Here is a 17,246-nt window from a genome sequence, read left to right on the forward strand (position 1 = left end):
CACGCCAAGAGAATGTGTACTATTTGTCATCTTATTTACTGTTGATAAAAAGCTTATCACTTGTTGTCACCCATTTATCTTTTGTGAAATATTGAAAATAATGAAGAATAAAGAAGCCTAATTCCTCCTTCTTTTAGAGAGAAATTAGGCTTTCGTATCTGATCTGTAGATTTATAACTTTTTAAGTTTACATCCTTAAAAAGGGAAAGATTACTTATACGGAATATTAAATTCAATACGTGCCCCCGATAACACTAAGGGATCTACAACTTCAATATTTCCGTATAGTTCATCAACAAGTTTTTTAGTAATAAACAAACCTAAACCAGCGTTACCCAACGAATTAGATCTTGATCTATCTTCCCTAAATTGTTTGGAAAACACCAAATCACGGTGTTCCTTTTCTATTCCCACTCCCGAATCCTCAATGGCGAAATGAATGTTATTGCCTTTTTCCTTAACAAAAAAACGAATTTTACCATTTTCCGGCGTATATTGAATAGCATTGGCAAAAAGATTCTCTAAGATTCGATTGACCTTTAGGTAAGGAATTTCCACGTGATTATTTATTTTCAAATTATGCTCATATTGAATATTTTTCTTTTCCATTAAGTGAATAAAATCATTTTCCACGTCTTTGATTAATTCATCAATAGATGTAACATCATAAATCAATGTTGGATCCTTGATGTTACTTGCTTGTCCCATACTTTCTAATATATTATTTACCTTTAAGATGTTTCTATTTATAATGTCTATCTGTAATTGTTGATTAGGTGTTAAATCGTCCACATTATTTAACATTTCAGTACTTAAAGCAATGAGTGTAGCAGGTGTTTTTAGATCGTGTGACAAGCTAGACATCATAACTGCCCACTCTGAGTCGTGTTGCCAATTTTTATATAAAGACTTCTTTAGTTCTCCTTGCATTTGTCTAAATGACTGTGTTAATTCGCCAATTTCATTATTACTATTATAACTAAGGTTAAATTCCAAATTTTTATTTTTAATCATAATCGACGCATTTAATAACTCCTCCAAAGGAGCTTTTACGGAATAATAAAGCTTATTAATAAAGGATCTCGAAAATATAATGAAATAAATAATCGGTGATATTAAAGGGATAATTATTAACCCAAACATAATATAGCCAGAAACAGAATGCCGACTTTTTATCTGATAAGAATAAACCCAAAGTCCTTTAATTTGATTTTCAATTACTATTGGCTGGACGAGATGATAGTAATCTTTGTAAAAATGAGCACTATTAAACGTATTAACAACATTTACTCCCCGAAATAAACCACTGAATTTTTCACTACCATCAATGAACTCACCAATGGGGCTAAATTTGTTTAGGATGATATCATTCTTTTTCAGATTCCTTTTCATCTCATTGAATTTAGAAGACTTCATATATTCGGATGGATGATCCGTCATGCTTTTGCTCTGTTTATGGACTAGTTTTTCACTATGATTAGCCGTCCGTTCAATAGTTGCAAAAATAACCAAAATTGAAATAATAATTGTAAATACACTCATTATAATAGTCCATATTATGCTTTTGATATATAACCTTCTTATATCCTTGATTATTGACTGTTCCATTGGTACCCTATTCCCCAAACGGTTTGTAGATAATTTTCAGGAAAACCGGCAAACGATAATTTACTTCTTATATTTTTAATATGCTCCACTACAGAACTTGCATCTCCTTGTCCATCAATTCCACTTATACGCTCATATATATGTTCTTTGGTAAAAACCTGCTTTGGCGATGAAAGTAACAAGACCAATAAATCAAATTCTTTTTTAGTAAAGGGGATCACCTTTTTATTATACATAATCTCTCGTGAAGTTATATCAACAACTAGATCGTCAATCAATATTTTTTTTCGTTTACTTTCATCATGATTTTGCAGAAGACGTTCTCTCATTTTAAATAAGGCTTCAACCTTATATGTTAACAGCTTCAAGGAGAAAGGTTTAGATATAAAATCATCACCTCCTAAAGAAAATGCCTTCATCTTATTCATATAATCTGAAGCGGCACTAATGAATATTATTGGGCAAATTACTTGATTACGAATTTGTTTGCACACTTCTAATCCATCATACCCTGGCATCATGATATCCAGCAGAATTAAGTCAACATCTGCTTCTGCCTTATCAATCGCTTCTATGCCATCTTTTGCTTCCGAAACTATATACCCCTTGGAAGTCAGATGAAGCGAGAGTATCTGTCTCATATCTTCTTCGTCTTCCGCAATCAATATTTTCTTATTCACTAATTGTCCTCCCCTCCCATTTATTAAACCATATTACAAATGCTACGAATAAAATCACACTCACACTAGTGTATAGCCCCCACACCAAAGTGGAATATCCATAGTCACCAATGGTTAGCAGATGTAAATATCTTGTGCCATACAGTAAAGGAATGTACTGCCATATGGAATCCCCTAAACTGTTTGCACCAAAATAGATAAGAAATATACTGAAAAAGATTCCCATACCGAGACATACACTTGTATTTATTTTTAATGCTGTGAAACATAAAATAATTATAACGGGTAAAGAAAATATCGTTGTTAAAATAGAATATAATAAAATATCCCCTGTGAAATGATTACCAATAAGCATCCATAATGGTATGCAACTAACTAATGTACTGAACATAACTGAACCTAAACTTACCAAGATTAAATCCGTACTCCACTCTTTTCTGCTTCGCAACTGTAAAAGGTGATTGAAGTGTCCTATCTGTTCTTCGTATCTAACATACAGACTTATCATAAGCGAAATACCAAATGGTATTGCACTATTAAAATAGACCGTATAGTCAACGAATATATGCTTTAGAGAATCATACCTCTCAAGATATAAAAATAAGCTAACACCATATATAATAGGAGCTAAAATCATTATAAGAAACCAAAAGGATTTTGCCATTTTATAAAGCATAACATTTAAATATTTCATATATACATCTTCCTTTTAAAAATCTTATTGGATAACCACATTAAAATTAGGAAATATACCACACTAACTCCCATAGCTATAGCTAAAACATGAAAGTCTGGTACTAAATTGAAGTTTTCAATGGGGGTACCATTAGGATGGATTCCCATTGTTTCCGCTGGTACCCTTAACATACTTCCCCAAGGAAGAACCCAAAAATAAGATTTTAAAGCGATAAACACTGAGCCGACGGCACCAATCAGGTTTATTAAAGTCGTCATAAGTACACCGATATACTTGCTTACAATTAAACTGAAAGGAATTAATGGTAAAGCAACAATTACTATGAACGCTGTTGTCATAATTACTTGGGGTATGATTGGCAATTCATTATATATTAGCAATGAACCCAATATAGACGCAGCAGCTATCAATACTGCCGAGACACATTGGTAAATTAAAATTACAACAACTTTAGAAAAAAACATTTTGGATAAAGATATGTTGTTTGACAAAACGTTTTTATAATCACCAATTTTTTTCTCTTGATTAATATTCATCCCACATGCCATAGCCAAACCCACAGGCAGGAAAAATATAGGCCAAAGATTAAAAACAATTGTTAAAAAAACATTTGTAGACGACTGTTGCTCCGCATATATATTTGAAAAAATAGCAAAGGCTAGAAAGAAAATTGGAATAGCTAAAAGTAATTTCTTCGATAAAGATGATTTCATTTTTAATAATTCAGCTTGAATAAAATTAGACATACTTATACGTCCTTTCTATTGCCTGAAGTAATTTCAAAGAACAAGTCTTCAAGGCTATCTTGGTGATTAAATTTATTTTGATACTCCAACTTGCCATTATGAATAATACCAATGGTATCTGATAAGATTTGTATTTCATTTAAAATATGACTAGAAATCATGGTTGTAACACCATCTTTCTTTAACTCGTTCAAAAGGTTTCTTAATTCTCTTATTCCTGCCGGATCTAATCCATTTGCTGGTTCATCCAAAACTAGAAATATTGGTTTTTTTATTAAAGCTAGAGCAATTCCTAACCTTTGTTTCATTCCTAAAGAGAACTCTTTTGTCTTTTTCTTACCTGTATTAGAGAGATTTACTTTTTTTAAAACTTCATTAATTTCCTCAGAAGGAATACCTTCCTGTAAACAAAAGATTTTTAAATTGTCGTACGCACTTAGATTGCCATATATAGCAGGACCTTCTATGAGTGATCCAATCTTTTTTAAATCATCTCTTTTCCACTTATCACCCTCAAATAGCACTTCGCCATTTGTTTCTTGGAAAATTCCACTTATTATTTTCATTAGTGTGGATTTACCAGCTCCGTTTAGTCCGAGAAGACCATAAATTTCTCCATAATTCACATGCAGGTTTATGTCTGACAGCACTTTTCCGTTTTTGAATTTCTTTTCTAAATGTCTTGTTTCTAAAATGTAATTAGCCATTATTACAACCCCTTATCTTTATTTAATACAAGTATAGAAAATAAATATCAAGAAACTATAAGGAATGTATTTTTAATATGAACAAATAAGAATTGACTTATCATTTTTCAGTTAAACTTATATTTCAGCATGAAAAAAATCCATCTTGAAAAGATTGATCAAAATGGATTTTAATTCTGAAATTATATATGACTTTAAATAAGTTCTATTTTCGAGTATGTTATTCAGATTCTGCAATACAGAACGCATTTCTCAGATATCCGCCCTTTAACGGAATAAGCAACTCTATCCATTTGTTAAAATCACCTTGCCTTGATGTCCATCCGAAGATTCAACTGGCCTTGGCATCCATGATGGTGTGGCTTGCTTGAGTTTGAACATGCTTAAAAAACCGATATCCTTTAGCCTCTTTATCCAAACTCTTCTTTACGTCCACCTAACTTAATGTTAGATTTTATAACATATCAATATGAAAGTGAGTGGGTTGAAGATGGATCTGCAACAGTTATTGACTATCCCCATTCTCTCCAAAGCAAAGGTTATTGCTGGACATCGCGGACTAGATCGCTTGGTGCAATCGATTAATATTATGGATGCGCCAGATATTGTCCAATTCCTGAAGCCGGGAGATATGCTGCTGACTAACGGCTATATCCTGAAAGACCGCCCCGATGCTCATCTTGCATTCATTACAGATATGCACGCGATTGGTTGTGCGGCCCTTGCTGTCAAGACACAGCGCTTCTCTCTTGAATTATCCCCGCAACTGCTCGAGACAGCCGATAAGCTGGGGTTCCCCATCATCGAACTATCTGAGATAGACAATACACTCGGTGAAATATTTCAACAATCGATCAGCGCCATTCTTCAGAATAAAACCCATGAGCTCCACTACGCCTTATCTATTCACAAACAATTTTCCACGATGGTTATGCAGGGAAAAGGTATACCCTCCATCGTAGATACGCTGTCTCAGTTGCTATCCTCACCTGTACTTCTGCTTGGTTCGAAGAAGCAGATTACGGCAAGCTCCCATTATGCACAACAGATGGATCGCCAGTCTCTCGCCGCGCCCATACTGACATTTATAGATGATCACCCTTCCTTCCATACCGCAATCTCGATCTGCCTGCTTACTGCCGATAAATATCGACATGCTGAGCTACATCCCATCTTTACTGATCGGCACGAGGGCTATTTGATCGCACTATTCGACGATTCCGCAAACTTTAAGCTCTCCACTCTGGCACTGGAACAAGCCGTCAATGTGATCGGTCTGGAGTTAACCAAGAAGCAAGCGGTCAAGGAACGTTCCCGCCGTTACAAAAATGAATATTTCTCCGATCTCATTCAGGGTTTCATTCGTTCTGAACAAGAAGCGCTGCATCGTGGCAAGAAATATGGGCTGCAAGCAAAAGGGAGTTCCGTTCTCATCATTGCTAAAAAGGATGAATCCTTATCGAGCATGCCTAACCAGAGCCTCACTCCCACTGGAGAAGAGCGGTTCATCTCGGAACGAGACGCTTATTACGAACTGATTAAACAGGAGTTCGCCAGACTGGATCTCTCCTTTGTCATGTTCACAAAGAACGACCAGTTCGGCATACTCGTCTTTTTGGCCGAATCGTCTTGGGACGAACATACCGTTGTTCAGCAACTTGAGCGGATCGCGAGCAATCTGTATAAGGAGTCACAACTCAGCCTATCCTTCGGAATAGGTAATCCCTACACGAATGTATTGGATATCGGACTCTCCTATAAGGAGGCAGTCAAGGCCCTCCAATCCGGCTATCAGATGCGAAAAACCCGCTTCGCTCACTCCTATCAAACCATGGATATAAGCCGTCTGCTGCGTATGATTCCTTACGATGAGATGCTGCAATTCCATCAAGAAACCTTTAAACCCTTCGAAGGCCGAGATCAGACCGAGCGCAGTGAACTTATGAAAACCCTGTCCTCTTTCTATGAGAATCATTGCCAGATCGTCGATACAGCGAAAGAGCTGTTCGTACATCGCAATACAGTGATCTATAGGTTGGAGAAATGCGAGAAACTAACCGGCAGGAACATCAAGGATCCGAGTGAGAGTCTGCGCTTCCGCCTCGCCTTCGCACTGGAGTCGCTGCTGAATGTCAATCCAGCCCCTAGCGAAGCTAATCATACGCCTTAAACCGAGAACGTGTCATGTATAATGACACGTTCTTTTATTTTCTTTTCCAAACCCTATCTCTTTTGTACATTTTAACTGATTCATTTCTATTTTTATGTTCATAGTAACTAATGACAATTGGGCAAACAGTCTATATGATTAGGAATATAATCATCAATGTCATATTAATTAACACAAACTCACACCAAGAAACAACAACCAACAGGCTGTAGGAAAGGGGCTACTTATCATGGCTATACAGATACAAGGCGTATCCAAATCATTTGTCAGTGCAACCGGAGAAGATATTCAGGTCCTGGCTGAGGTTTCGATGCAAATCAAGAAGCAGGAATTCTTCAGTATCGTGGGACCGAGCGGTTGCGGCAAGAGTACGATCTTCAATATTATCGCGGGTCTGCTTAAGCCAACGAATGGCAAAGTTATCGTCTGTGGCGAAGAGATCGACCAGACTACCGGGCATGTTGGCTATATGATGCAGAAGGATCTACTGCTTCCTTGGAGAAGCATCCTGGATAATGTCACGTTAGGCTTGGAAGTGAAGGGCATGTCCAAAAAGGATCGCGGCGATATTGCCATGGATTATCTGGATCGCTACGGTCTGGCTTCATTCGCAGAAGCCTATCCCTCCACACTATCAGGCGGTATGCGCCAACGTGTAGCCCTCATTCGTACCCTCGTTACCCAGCCCGATATTATATTACTGGATGAACCCTTCTCAGCACTTGATTATCAGACCAGACTCATTCTGGAAGATGAAATCTTATCCATTCTAAAATCCGAGGGCAAGACAGGCGTCCTGATCACGCATGACATCGAGGAAGCGATTGCCATCTCCGACCGCATTGCCGTTATGAGCAAAAGACCAACAACCGTGAAGCAGGTGTATGACATTGGTCTCGCCTCGCAATATGGCTCAGCACTGAAAGCCCGCTCCGACCAGAAGTTCAAGCAGTATTTTGAATCGATCTGGGCAGAGCTTGATATCCAGATGGGGAGGATCAGCTAATGAAGAGCACATCACCTAAAATCACCCTTACCGGGAAGCCTGCTGGAGTTACGAAGAGCAAGAGCAGACGTAGACAGTCTACCTTCTCCAAAGAATGGCTGGTAACGATGCTGTGGCGGTTCATTATCGTTGCAGTCATCCTAGTGATATGGGAATCCGCCGTACGCTTGAAACTGGTTAACGGTTTCCTCATGGGGTCACCGAGCGCCATTTTCGATGCCGCCATCACAATGGCCAGCTCAGGGCAACTGCTTACAGACGCGTTTGCAACGGTGAATGCCACCGTTATCGGCTTTGTAGCCGGAAGCTTAATCGGCTCATTGGCAGGACTGCTCATGTGGTATTCCAAGTCCGTTGCCCGTGTGCTCGATCCATTCATCGTAGCGCTGAACGGCATTCCGAAAATTGCGCTCGCTCCCATGATTATCATCTGGTTCGGTTCAGGCATCTTCTCCAAGATTGCTCTTGCCTCCGTGGCAACATTTATCGTAGCGCTGTTATCCGCCTACCAAGCGACTCATCAGATCGACGAATCCCAGATTAATCTGATGAAATCCTTCGGTGCGAAGAAGTCACAAATTTTCCGCAAAATTATCGTTCCATCCTCTCTGCCATGGATTATCTCGGCCTTCCGTATCAATATCGGATTAGCATTGGTGTCTGTCGTAGGCGGAGAATTCATCTCTTCAGATAAAGGGCTCGGACATATGGTATTCGTCGAAGGTAACCTGTTCAACCTTCCGGCCGTATGGGTTGGCGTGTTCATGCTTATGCTGGTCGCCATGCTCCTCTACACCTGTGTCGGGTATATCGAATCCCGTCTCCTCCCATGGAATGACAACAAGACCAGCAGCAAATCCACTTCTGTATAGCTGACCTACAACCATAAAAGGGGCCTGATGACTAATGCGTACATTCAAAAAGATAGCTATTCTAGCAGCGATGACACTTCTATTGACTACACTGCTCAGCGGGTGTGGCGGCAATGCCACAACACCTGTTAACGGCGCAGGTGCATCTAATAGCGAGGGGCAAGAAAATACACAGGTAGACAAAATTATGGTGTCTGAGGTTTATCACAATCTGCTCTACCTTCCCTTGTATGTAGCGAACAACCAAGGTTTTCTAAAAGAGAATCGCATTGAGCTATCTTCCATCCGTGCTGCCGGAAGCGGGCCAACAGCATTGTCGTCGGTCATCTCAGGTGAGTCCGCATTCTCCTTCCATGGTCCTGAACATGTCGCATTCGCTAATGCGAAGGGCGGAGATGCTCGCTCACTGGTCCTTCTATCCGGCAGCGCTCCAGTATGGGCAGTCGCGAGAGAAGGAGTAACGGTAAACACCACAGAGGACTTCAAGGGGAAGACCATCGTAGTGGGCTTGGCGCCTACAAGCTCCAACAGTTTACTACGGAAGTTGTTCGCTGATAATAACATCGATATCGACAAGGATGTGACGATCACTGAGGTTCAAAATGGCTCCGAGCTTGGTGCTGTATTAGCCGGCAAAGCCGACATTGCTATCGTTTACGAACCTCAACTGGATCAAGGCATTGCAGAGGGGCTGCATATTGTCCATGATTTCACGAAGGATTATCCAGACTTCGCCTTTGCAACGATGAACACAACCGCAAGCTTCATTGAGAAGAATCCCGATCTCACCCAGCGCTTCGTGACCTCAATCGAGCAAGCCCTGGACTACATTCAATCGAATCCTGAAGGCGCCAAAGCAGTCGCAGTGAAGGAATTCCCGAATCTAGACAAGAACGTCGTGGAGCAAGCGGTACAACGCATGATCGACAGCAAGGTATATCCTGCAGAGGGACTCATCAATGAATCAGCATTCGAGACCGCAATTGGCATGCAGCGCTTCATCGGCAACCTGAAGGAAGACCTCGCTTACGAGGACATTATCGATTCAAGCTTCACCAAATAGAGAGAGAAAGGTTGATTACTCTGAAGCAGGACGACTATCTCACACACCGACGTACAGAAAGTGCCAGATATGCGAACGGAGTTATTACCAGCGAGGAGCTTGCCCTATTTACAGCCGACTTGAAGCTGATTCGAAGCTTCAAGCTGCCAGAAGAAGTAGGGCCCAATCCCCCGCATAGGAGAGTGCCTCTGCGATGATTACGAAACCACTTAACGAGCTGACGATTGCTGAAGCCGCAAAACTGATCAAAAACAAGACGGTATCTCCTGTCGAGCTTACGAAATCCTATTTGGATCGCATTGAGAAAGTAGAACCTGCTGTGCAAGCCTTCGTTACAGTCACCGCAGAACAAGCCTTGCAGGCTGCAAAAGAGTCTGAGCGCAAACTGATGAATGGCGAATATCTCGGTCCTCTGCATGGCATTCCATATGGAGCCAAAGACATTATCCATACCGCTGGCATACGCACCTCGGCAGGATCAAGTACCTATCCTGACTTTGTACCCGAGACGAATGCTACTGTAATTCATAAGTTGCAGGCAGCAGGTGCTATCCTGCTCGGCAAGACGACAACGACGGAATATGCCTTCCAGGGAGGAGAACCGCCAACCCGCAATCCGTGGAATCTAGAGCATACCCCGGGCGGTTCCAGTTCCGGCTCCGCCGCCGCAGTAGCGGCTGGCATGGCTTCCTTCACACTCGGAACACAGACCTTCGGATCTCTGCTAAGACCCGCAGCTTACAACGGATTAACCTGTATGAAGCCCACTTACGGCAGGGTTAGCCGTAACGGTGTCATCACAGCCAGCTGGAGCCTGGATCATATTGGCGCCTTCACTCGATCCGCACAAGATAACGCGATCGTTCTTGAAGCGATGGCCGGGCAAGATGAGATGGACTCCTTCACGCTTCCTCACGGCAAGCCAGACTTAACAAGCGCTCTTGAGCATCCTATCTCAGGAATGGTCATCGGTCTGCCGAGCAACTTCTTCCAGACTGATGAACCAGCGATCTTGTTAGCCGTAGAGTCGGCAATCACCGTACTCGAGAAGCTGGGCATGCAATGGAAGAAGGTAGACCTGCCTTCTTATATGGAAGAGACATTTGCTGCTCATCGTATGGTAATGCGGGCAGAAGCTGCCGCCTTCCATCAAGAACGCTTCGCAGAAGCCTCTGATCGTTACGGACATACGATGCGGGAGCAGCTTGAGCTTGGCTACCAGACGAGTGCCGTTGATTACTTGCAGGCACAGCGCATCCGAACGATATTCCGGAGTGAGATGATGATGTTGTTCGATGAAGTGGATGTGTTATTGACTCCATCAACACCATATGCGGCCCCATATGGCTACAAGACAGGTAGCCCTATTTTCAACGGACCCTTTACCAATACAGGACTACCTTCCATCACCGTTCCCATCGGATTCGATACCACCTCAGGGAAGCCATTGCCTATCGGCATGCAGCTTGCTGGTCCACTTATGCGAGAAGACCGCTTATTGTCCATCGCTCATCATTATCAGCAGGCTACGATCTGGCATCAGTTAACAACAAACATTCACACTCATTAGGAAAGGAATGACAACCACTATGTCTACCATCATACACGCAAGTGCTGCACCCCAATTTCCGCTTCCTTTCTCCCATGCTGTCCGTGCAGGAGATATGGTCTACGTCGCAGGTCAAGTAGGTGTCGATCCACAGACGCTTGAGCCCATTGGCGGCATTAAGGAACAGACCGAACAGTGCATTCGCAATATTGAGGTTATTCTGCAAGAAGCCGGACTTACACTTGATCATATTGTGAAGGTAACCACGCATCTGGCCCGAGTAGAGGATCAGCCCGAATACAACGAAGTATATGCGCGAATGATTAAGCAACCATACCCTGCCCGTATTACTGTATTCAGCGGTTTAGGCCCTTATTTAATTGAGATGGAAGTGCTGGCGTATGCACCATCCGTTCGTGGAGAGTAGCACATCACACAAAAACACCTGTACCCGTAGATGGGTACAGATGCTCACATTTTCGAGAAATCCGGTCTCTTTGGAGAAGCGGGTTTCTTCGTGTTTCTATTTTGTTTTGAAGCGGGATGATTCTTCGGCAAGTTGCTTGGATAATCCATCGATTCTTTGAACCATATCTGCCAAATGTTCTGTCATGCCGGATTGCTCCTGCATTGTTGCTGTGACTTCCTCTACAGAAGCAGACACCTCTTCACCTGAAGCAGACAAGTTCTGTGCAGCTCCAATGACGTCATCCTTATCACGTTCAATGGATTGGATCTCCGTGGCAATGGCCTGCACCTGGTTCATCATCTCATTCATATTCTCGGTGACAAAATTGAATGTCTCCTTGGTCTGGCTAACACTGCTCTTATGCTGTGCCGCAATCTTCTCAATGGCTTGTACACTTCGGTTATTTTGCTCCACATGTTCAATCGTCTGCGTCACAATTCGGTTGATGTCCTCTGATTGCGCCGTTGTCTGCTCAGCCAGCTTGCGGATCTCGGAAGCAACGACTGCGAAGCCACGTCCCTGATCACCAGCTCTCGCCGCCTCGATCGAAGCATTCAATGCCAGTAACTTCGTCTGATTTGCGATTTCAGCAATCGTACCCGTGATTTGGTGAATACCAGATGAACTCTCAGCGAGTTGCACCGTAGTTTTGGAGATGTTACCAACTTCAATCTCGTTCCGTCCGTTCACCGCAATAAGTGCATCAATAACTTCATGATTATTCTTGAATGCATCCGTAATCTCATCTGCCTTGAACCTCACCGCCTGCGACATTCCATTCACGTTAGCAATCTTATTACCAACATTCATGAATTTGTCCACAATGGCTTCCGTATCGTTTGCCTGGGATTCCATGGCTCTTGAAATCTCAAATGCTGTTGTCGTTGTTTCGGCAATCGTGGTCGAGGTTTGCTGAGTGGACTTTTCCAGCTCAGATGTACTAGTTTTCAAGATGCCGATGGAATGGTTCATGCTGGAGATCAGTTGCTTGTTCCCTTCGGCCATCGTGTTGAAGCTGTCTGCAAGCTCCTTGAATTCCCCGCTGTACTTGCCTTGTGCCTGAACGGTCAGATCTCCGCCGGCCAACTGTTTGAACAACAGCGTTATTCGGCTAATCGGTCTGGTAACCAGCAAAGATATCAGAATACCGGCTATGACGGAAACCGCAATAGCACTAAACAGAACAATATACATCTGTTTTGCCATCGCACGTAAAGGCTTCTGCACATCGCTCAGTTTATCTTCAACAACGACGGTCCAGTCGGATCTTGGGATTTTGGAGTAATACGCCACTTTCTCATCTGTGCTAACATCCCCTTGCTGCAGTTCAGCACTTGGTGCAAGATCAATCAATGATTGGTATTCACCGGACTCCATCTTCTGGCCTGCCATCTTCTCATCCGCTGAGTCGTAGATGACCGTACCTACACGGTCCAGAATGATAACTTTTCCCTCATCATTAATATTGATGTTTTGTAGCTGATTAACGAAGAACGAGGTGGATGCCGCAGATACGAGCACTCCCTGTACTTCTTGATTCTCATTGTAGATCGGCATGGCGAAAGCTGTACCGAGTTGTCCGGAGGACTTGGCTACAATCCCTTCACTGATCACGTCTTTACCCTGAATCGCTTCTTGGAAGTATGCCCGATCCCCACGTTCCGCCTTGATAACTGCCGGATCATTCGCTGCAACAATAATGCCATTCCGATCCAACAAAATTAGACTGTTGTTACCTTCCATACCTGCCAGACTGTCCACCAGTATGCCATTTGCCTTATCTAGCAGTTCATTGTTTTCCGAGAAAAAGTTCTCACCTTCCTGTCCATCCGTATTCCGAATCTCTAGCAGATCCCGGAAGGTCCGATGTGTCGTAATGAGAAAGGTAGATTGTTCTTCCAAACTTAGTGAAGCATACAACCCTGCACCCACCCGGTCCGAGGTTGCCTTAATTTCATCTTTGCTTTTGTCGAGCGTAATGACTGCTGCTACGCTGTAACATACTACCGCAGTTGCCGCCAGTACGATACACACCAGCAGACTGATCATAAGCGGCAATTTGATTCTGAACGACATGTTGAGCATGCGTTCTCTAGCCTTGCTAAATACCATAATTACATCCACCATCCATTTTCATTTTCGTCATTATAAGTCCAATTCTATGTATCTACTTTATATCGGTCGATATCAAATAATCTGTAAGCTGTTGCCCAGTTATTCTAGGCCAAAGGCCACTGCAGACAATTGGAAAATGTAGACTTTGGGTTAATACAAAATATGACATCAACATCGTATAATGTATGAAATACATATCGTGCAGGAAGAGGGACGACTTATTGAATACAAAAATGCCCACTTTATTAAACGTCATCCGTGCCCTGTTAGGGGTACAATCCATCTTCATTGGGATTTCCATGACATTCCTTATTGCAGATCTATTCCGTAATAGTGCGGATTACTCCGCGTTTCCGCTATCTGATCAGGTCGCCTATTTTACAAGTATCGGGTTCCGGGTCCTCATGGTTCTGGTTCCGCCGATTCTGACCATCGTATTTATCTCAAGACGAAGCTATAAACTAACAATTACATTCATGAGCCTGGCCCTATTTTTTGGCGTTGTGTTCTTTCAGAACTTCCTCGTCTTGCTGCACATCTTCATGTTGCTCTGTCTGTTGCTTCATAAGCCCAGCAAGGTGTATCTTAAGCAGGAAGGCCCTCCGCGAGAATACAACCAGGAGAATCTGCGGTTATAGATTCGAAGTAGAATAGGAGAAGTGGTATGGTAAAAACAGCATTACCCACGCTATTAAATGTCGTGCGCATTTTATTGAGTGTAAAACTGATCTACGTGATCGTGTCCTTTATCGTGTTCCTCATTGACTTCAACCCGAACATGGAGGCCTATCTTGCTTTCTCACGCAAAGGAAATGATCTGGCTTATGCCTCTGGCGTAATCATAGCCAGAATGTTGTTTATCATCGGTCCCAGCCTGCTCGCTGTTATATTCATCACCAAGAGAAAGTTCAAGCTCACCGTGACGTTTCTGAGTCTGGCGCTATTCGTTGCCATTCCGAATGAGAGTAACCTGTTCACCCTGATTCATCTCTTCGCCCTGCTCGTCGTACTCTTGCACCGTCCAAGCAAGTTGTATCTGAAACGAAACGATACCCGTGTCAATGAAGCAGTAGTTGAAGCGAAGGCTTAACTCGAAAACGTGATAAAATGATATTGAAGTCCAGAAAAAACGTGACGTTGATAACTACGACTGTCATTGTGATCATTGCAGCACCCTTGCTGTACTCGCAAGATATGATCTGGAATAAACAGATGAGCGCACAAGAAATTATGTAATAATAAAAAAACAAGGACGTTCCTTAGTATTACAGGAAGGTCCTTGTTTGATAGGATTCACTATACAAAGTGAATGTGAAATTTACACTTACAGTGCAGCTTGATAAATTTGTACTACATCTTCACGCTGCAATTTTTTGAAGAATCCGAACGGACCGAATCGCATCGCTTTATCAGCCATCGCATCAATCTGACTGTCGTCGATGTCATAGTCAGCCAAACGGCTAGGGGCACCAATCGAAGTCCAGAAGTTGCGCAAGGCTTCAATGCCTTCTTCAGCGACTTGTTTGTCCGACTTTCCAGTAGGATTAATATCAAATACATTGACGGCCATACGTTTGAATCGATCTACATCCACATCCAGATTATGCTTCATCCAGTGTGGGAAGAGGATTGCAAGACCTCCCCCATGAGGAATGTCATACACAGCCGATACGGCATGTTCTATATTGTGAGAAGCCCAATCTCCGGCAAGGCCCATATTCAGCACATCGTTAAGCGCCATTGTTCCACAGTAGAGAATGGTTTCACGCAGTTCATAGTTTTCTGGATCTTTAATCAGACGATGGGCCGTATCAATAACGGTACGAAGAATCGTCTCACAGAATCCAAGCTGAACCGGTGTATTCGTATCCAGATGGAAATAATGTTCAAACACATGAGACATCATGTCCACCATGCCGTATACAGTCTGATCCAGAGGTACGGTGTATGTGTACACCGGGTCGAGAATGGAGAACGCTGGGAAAGAATACTCGCTGAACCATGCCCATTTTTCCTGCGTGTCCTGATTGGTTATTACTGAACCGTTGTTCATCTCGGAGCCTGTCGCTGCCATCGTCAGAATTGTACCCAGTGGAAGTCCGCCTTCCGGGGTTGCTTCGCGCACAACAACATCCCACATGTCTCCATCGTATTTGGCTCCTACTGCGATGGCTTTCCCGCAGTCAAGTACACTGCCACCGCCAACCGCAAGAACCAGATCAATGTTATGTGTTCTGCATAGTTCTACACCCTTATGAACCGTAGACAGACGAGGGTTCGGTTCCACACCTGCCAGTTCCGTAACCTCTGCTCCGATTTCATTCAACTGGCTGATTACTTGATCGTACAGCCCGCTACGTTTGATGCTTCCACCACCATATACAAGCAAAATACGCTTTCCGTATTTTGGAACTTCGGTTTGTAGTGCTTGAAGTTGCCCTTTGCCAAAAATCAGCCGGGTCGGATTATAAAACTGAAAAGATCTCATAACGTATGTTCCTCCAAAGAAGTCTGAAATTTTGTGCATCCATCATTATAGTTCTCTTTATTCGTAAAAACAAATACAGGCAAGAAGGAGATAACAGATGAGTATGGAGTCTAACACATTACAACAATTATTAAAACAAACCATTAATCAATATGTATCCTCGGATATTCACATTCTAAGTATCAAAAGTAACCCTATGGGTGCGGGATCTCAAGCCGTTGAATTGCTTCGACATCATATTGAATACCTTATAAATGGAGTGAAAAGAGATATTTCTTTCGTAACAAAGAAGGCCACATTCATTGAACACTCTGCCTTGTCCAGATTATTTTTACAGGGAGCCAATGTACCCTATAGTCTATCAAATGAAGTTCATACTCAAGATCGCAGTTTGATCTGCATTCAGGATGTGGACTACCAAACCGATTATAGTCATCTGGATATAGACTTGCTTCAGAATAAAGAATTACGAGCACTGGCTTACATACATGGAACGAATATGGGGTCGAAAAAAGAACTGCCATGGATACCTATTGTGGATCGATCTCATATCATCGAAATGATGGAAAGACGCTGGAGACCTTTGTGGAACACCGCCATAGAAAGTCCATCATTCATTGAGGAATTCGGATCACCGCTCATTTCGGAAATTGAAACTGTAGCAAGTAATATTGTAGATGATCTTGAAATTCTCATCGAGGATGAAAACTCACATACGATGATTCATAATGATCTGAATCCTGGCAATGTATTGGTACACAACAATGAGGATGTTTATTTTATCGATTGGGAGGAAGCAAGGTATGGCTCCCTGTTCTTCGATATCCCTCTGCGCTGTACACATTTGAAACAAGTTGAGATCTATCGGGAGTCCCTAAGTTCTCACGGATACGATATTCCACAACATCAATTCGAAAAGTACTTCTCTCTGGCATCCCGCTATCTCGGGATCCGTTATATGAGTTGGAACCTTGGGGTTTGGGAACAATACCCACATGCAAAAGACGACTTAAAAAAGTATATGAAAATGGTTATTCAACCTTTGTTCTCCTGATCCCTCATTCCACATAGTAAGA

At 42.4% G+C, this 17,246-nt stretch carries 17 protein-coding genes; 10 read left to right on the forward strand and 7 right to left on the reverse strand.

The features are described from left to right. Positions 1–210: 210 nt before the first annotated feature. Genes FS628_RS16985 through FS628_RS17005 form a run of 5 tightly spaced genes read right to left on the reverse strand, consistent with a single transcriptional unit; the run spans position 211 to position 4,438 of the window. Positions 211–1,542, reverse strand: coding sequence for a HAMP domain-containing sensor histidine kinase (locus FS628_RS16985; protein ID WP_222125246.1), 1,332 nt, complete (start codon positions 1,540–1,542; stop codon positions 211–213). A gap of 50 nt (positions 1,543–1,592) precedes the next feature. Then, positions 1,593–2,288 carry a response regulator transcription factor gene (locus FS628_RS16990; RefSeq protein ID WP_145323707.1) on the reverse strand — a complete coding sequence of 232 codons (696 nt, stop codon included), beginning with the start codon at positions 2,286–2,288 and terminating at the stop codon, positions 1,593–1,595. Beyond that, positions 2,281–2,982, reverse strand: coding sequence for a BsaG family lantibiotic immunity ABC transporter permease subunit (locus FS628_RS16995; RefSeq protein ID WP_145323709.1), 702 nt, complete (start codon positions 2,980–2,982; stop codon positions 2,281–2,283). The genes FS628_RS16990 and FS628_RS16995 overlap by 8 nt, the downstream gene beginning before the upstream one ends. Then, entirely contained in the window at positions 2,979–3,731 is a 753-nt protein-coding gene (locus tag FS628_RS17000; protein WP_145323711.1) for a lantibiotic immunity ABC transporter MutE/EpiE family permease subunit, read from the reverse strand. Before FS628_RS17000 ends, FS628_RS16995 begins: the two co-directional genes overlap by 4 nt. Positions 3,732–3,733: 2 nt before the next feature. Next, positions 3,734–4,438: a lantibiotic protection ABC transporter ATP-binding subunit gene (locus FS628_RS17005; RefSeq protein ID WP_145323713.1), complete on the reverse strand. Its 705-nt coding sequence runs from the start codon at positions 4,436–4,438 to the stop codon at positions 3,734–3,736. A gap of 490 nt (positions 4,439–4,928) precedes the next feature. Between FS628_RS17005 and FS628_RS17010 the strand changes: the two genes are divergently transcribed. The 7 genes from FS628_RS17010 (at position 4,929) to FS628_RS17040 (ending at position 11,525) form a co-directional block, all read left to right on the forward strand. Further along, complete coding sequence (locus FS628_RS17010) at positions 4,929–6,608, forward strand: PucR family transcriptional regulator (RefSeq protein ID WP_186327836.1); 1,680 nt, start codon at positions 4,929–4,931, stop codon at positions 6,606–6,608. A 229-nt stretch (positions 6,609–6,837) separates the two neighbouring features. After that, positions 6,838–7,614: an ABC transporter ATP-binding protein gene (locus tag FS628_RS17015; RefSeq protein ID WP_145323717.1), complete on the forward strand. Its 777-nt coding sequence runs from the start codon at positions 6,838–6,840 to the stop codon at positions 7,612–7,614. Beyond that, a complete protein-coding gene (locus tag FS628_RS17020; RefSeq protein WP_145323718.1) occupies positions 7,614–8,486 on the forward strand; it encodes an ABC transporter permease in 873 nt (290 codons plus the stop codon). The genes FS628_RS17015 and FS628_RS17020 overlap by 1 nt, the downstream gene beginning before the upstream one ends. Before the next feature lie 34 nt (positions 8,487–8,520). Further along, on the forward strand, positions 8,521–9,549 hold the full coding sequence (locus FS628_RS17025; RefSeq protein ID WP_145323720.1) for an ABC transporter substrate-binding protein: 1,029 nt from the start codon (positions 8,521–8,523) through the stop codon (positions 9,547–9,549). Between the two features lie 11 nt (positions 9,550–9,560). Next, the gene (locus FS628_RS17030) at positions 9,561–9,746 is read left to right on the forward strand and encodes a hypothetical protein (protein ID WP_145323722.1); all 186 of its coding nucleotides are present in this window, start codon (positions 9,561–9,563) and stop codon (positions 9,744–9,746) included. Next, positions 9,743–11,119 carry an amidase gene (locus tag FS628_RS17035; protein ID WP_145323724.1) on the forward strand — a complete coding sequence of 459 codons (1,377 nt, stop codon included), beginning with the start codon at positions 9,743–9,745 and terminating at the stop codon, positions 11,117–11,119. The genes FS628_RS17030 and FS628_RS17035 overlap by 4 nt, the downstream gene beginning before the upstream one ends. A 19-nt stretch (positions 11,120–11,138) precedes the next feature. Beyond that, positions 11,139–11,525 carry a RidA family protein gene (locus FS628_RS17040; protein WP_145323726.1) on the forward strand — a complete coding sequence of 129 codons (387 nt, stop codon included), beginning with the start codon at positions 11,139–11,141 and terminating at the stop codon, positions 11,523–11,525. Positions 11,526–11,621: 96 nt separating this feature from the next. Here the strand turns inward: FS628_RS17040 and FS628_RS17045 are convergent, their stop codons facing one another. Beyond that, positions 11,622–13,679: a methyl-accepting chemotaxis protein gene (locus FS628_RS17045; protein WP_186327837.1), complete on the reverse strand. Its 2,058-nt coding sequence runs from the start codon at positions 13,677–13,679 to the stop codon at positions 11,622–11,624. A gap of 236 nt (positions 13,680–13,915) precedes the next feature. Between FS628_RS17045 and FS628_RS17050 the strand changes: the two genes are divergently transcribed. Together FS628_RS17050 and FS628_RS17055 are read left to right on the forward strand one after the other, a co-directional pair. Further along, entirely contained in the window at positions 13,916–14,320 is a 405-nt protein-coding gene (locus FS628_RS17050) for a hypothetical protein (protein WP_222125247.1), read from the forward strand. Between the two features lie 26 nt (positions 14,321–14,346). Beyond that, on the forward strand, positions 14,347–14,772 hold the full coding sequence (locus FS628_RS17055; protein ID WP_145323731.1) for a hypothetical protein: 426 nt from the start codon (positions 14,347–14,349) through the stop codon (positions 14,770–14,772). A 234-nt stretch (positions 14,773–15,006) separates the two neighbouring features. On the opposite strand, the gene FS628_RS17060 is transcribed toward FS628_RS17055, so the two are convergent. Beyond that, the gene (locus tag FS628_RS17060) at positions 15,007–16,170 is read right to left on the reverse strand and encodes an iron-containing alcohol dehydrogenase (protein WP_145323733.1); all 1,164 of its coding nucleotides are present in this window, start codon (positions 16,168–16,170) and stop codon (positions 15,007–15,009) included. 97 nt (positions 16,171–16,267) lie between these two features. Between FS628_RS17060 and FS628_RS17065 the strand changes: the two genes are divergently transcribed. Then, entirely contained in the window at positions 16,268–17,224 is a 957-nt protein-coding gene (locus tag FS628_RS17065; RefSeq protein ID WP_145323735.1) for a phosphotransferase family protein, read from the forward strand. The last annotated feature ends 22 nt before the right edge of the window (positions 17,225–17,246 follow it).

Source organism: Paenibacillus xylanexedens, from assembly GCF_007676705.1.
GTDB lineage: Bacteria > Bacillota > Bacilli > Paenibacillales > Paenibacillaceae > Paenibacillus > Paenibacillus xylanexedens_C.

Coding starts and splice junctions, on each gene's coding strand:
- FS628_RS16985 (WP_222125246.1), bottom strand. CDS start 1,542: ATGAGTGTATTTACAATTATTATTTCAATTTTGGTTATTTTTGCAACT.
- FS628_RS16995 (WP_145323709.1), bottom strand. CDS start 2,982: ATGAAATATTTAAATGTTATGCTTTATAAAATGGCAAAATCCTTTTGG.
- FS628_RS17000 (WP_145323711.1), bottom strand. CDS start 3,731: ATGTCTAATTTTATTCAAGCTGAATTATTAAAAATGAAATCATCTTTA.
- FS628_RS17005 (WP_145323713.1), bottom strand. CDS start 4,438: ATGGCTAATTACATTTTAGAAACAAGACATTTAGAAAAGAAATTCAAA.
- FS628_RS17010 (WP_186327836.1), top strand. CDS start 4,929: ATGGATCTGCAACAGTTATTGACTATCCCCATTCTCTCCAAAGCAAAG.
- FS628_RS17015 (WP_145323717.1), top strand. CDS start 6,838: ATGGCTATACAGATACAAGGCGTATCCAAATCATTTGTCAGTGCAACC.
- FS628_RS17020 (WP_145323718.1), top strand. CDS start 7,614: ATGAAGAGCACATCACCTAAAATCACCCTTACCGGGAAGCCTGCTGGA.
- FS628_RS17025 (WP_145323720.1), top strand. CDS start 8,521: ATGCGTACATTCAAAAAGATAGCTATTCTAGCAGCGATGACACTTCTA.
- FS628_RS17035 (WP_145323724.1), top strand. CDS start 9,743: ATGATTACGAAACCACTTAACGAGCTGACGATTGCTGAAGCCGCAAAA.
- FS628_RS17040 (WP_145323726.1), top strand. CDS start 11,139: ATGTCTACCATCATACACGCAAGTGCTGCACCCCAATTTCCGCTTCCT.
- FS628_RS17045 (WP_186327837.1), bottom strand. CDS start 13,679: ATGGTATTTAGCAAGGCTAGAGAACGCATGCTCAACATGTCGTTCAGA.
- FS628_RS17050 (WP_222125247.1), top strand. CDS start 13,916: ATGCCCACTTTATTAAACGTCATCCGTGCCCTGTTAGGGGTACAATCC.
- FS628_RS17055 (WP_145323731.1), top strand. CDS start 14,347: ATGGTAAAAACAGCATTACCCACGCTATTAAATGTCGTGCGCATTTTA.
- FS628_RS17060 (WP_145323733.1), bottom strand. CDS start 16,170: ATGAGATCTTTTCAGTTTTATAATCCGACCCGGCTGATTTTTGGCAAA.
- FS628_RS17065 (WP_145323735.1), top strand. CDS start 16,268: ATGAGTATGGAGTCTAACACATTACAACAATTATTAAAACAAACCATT.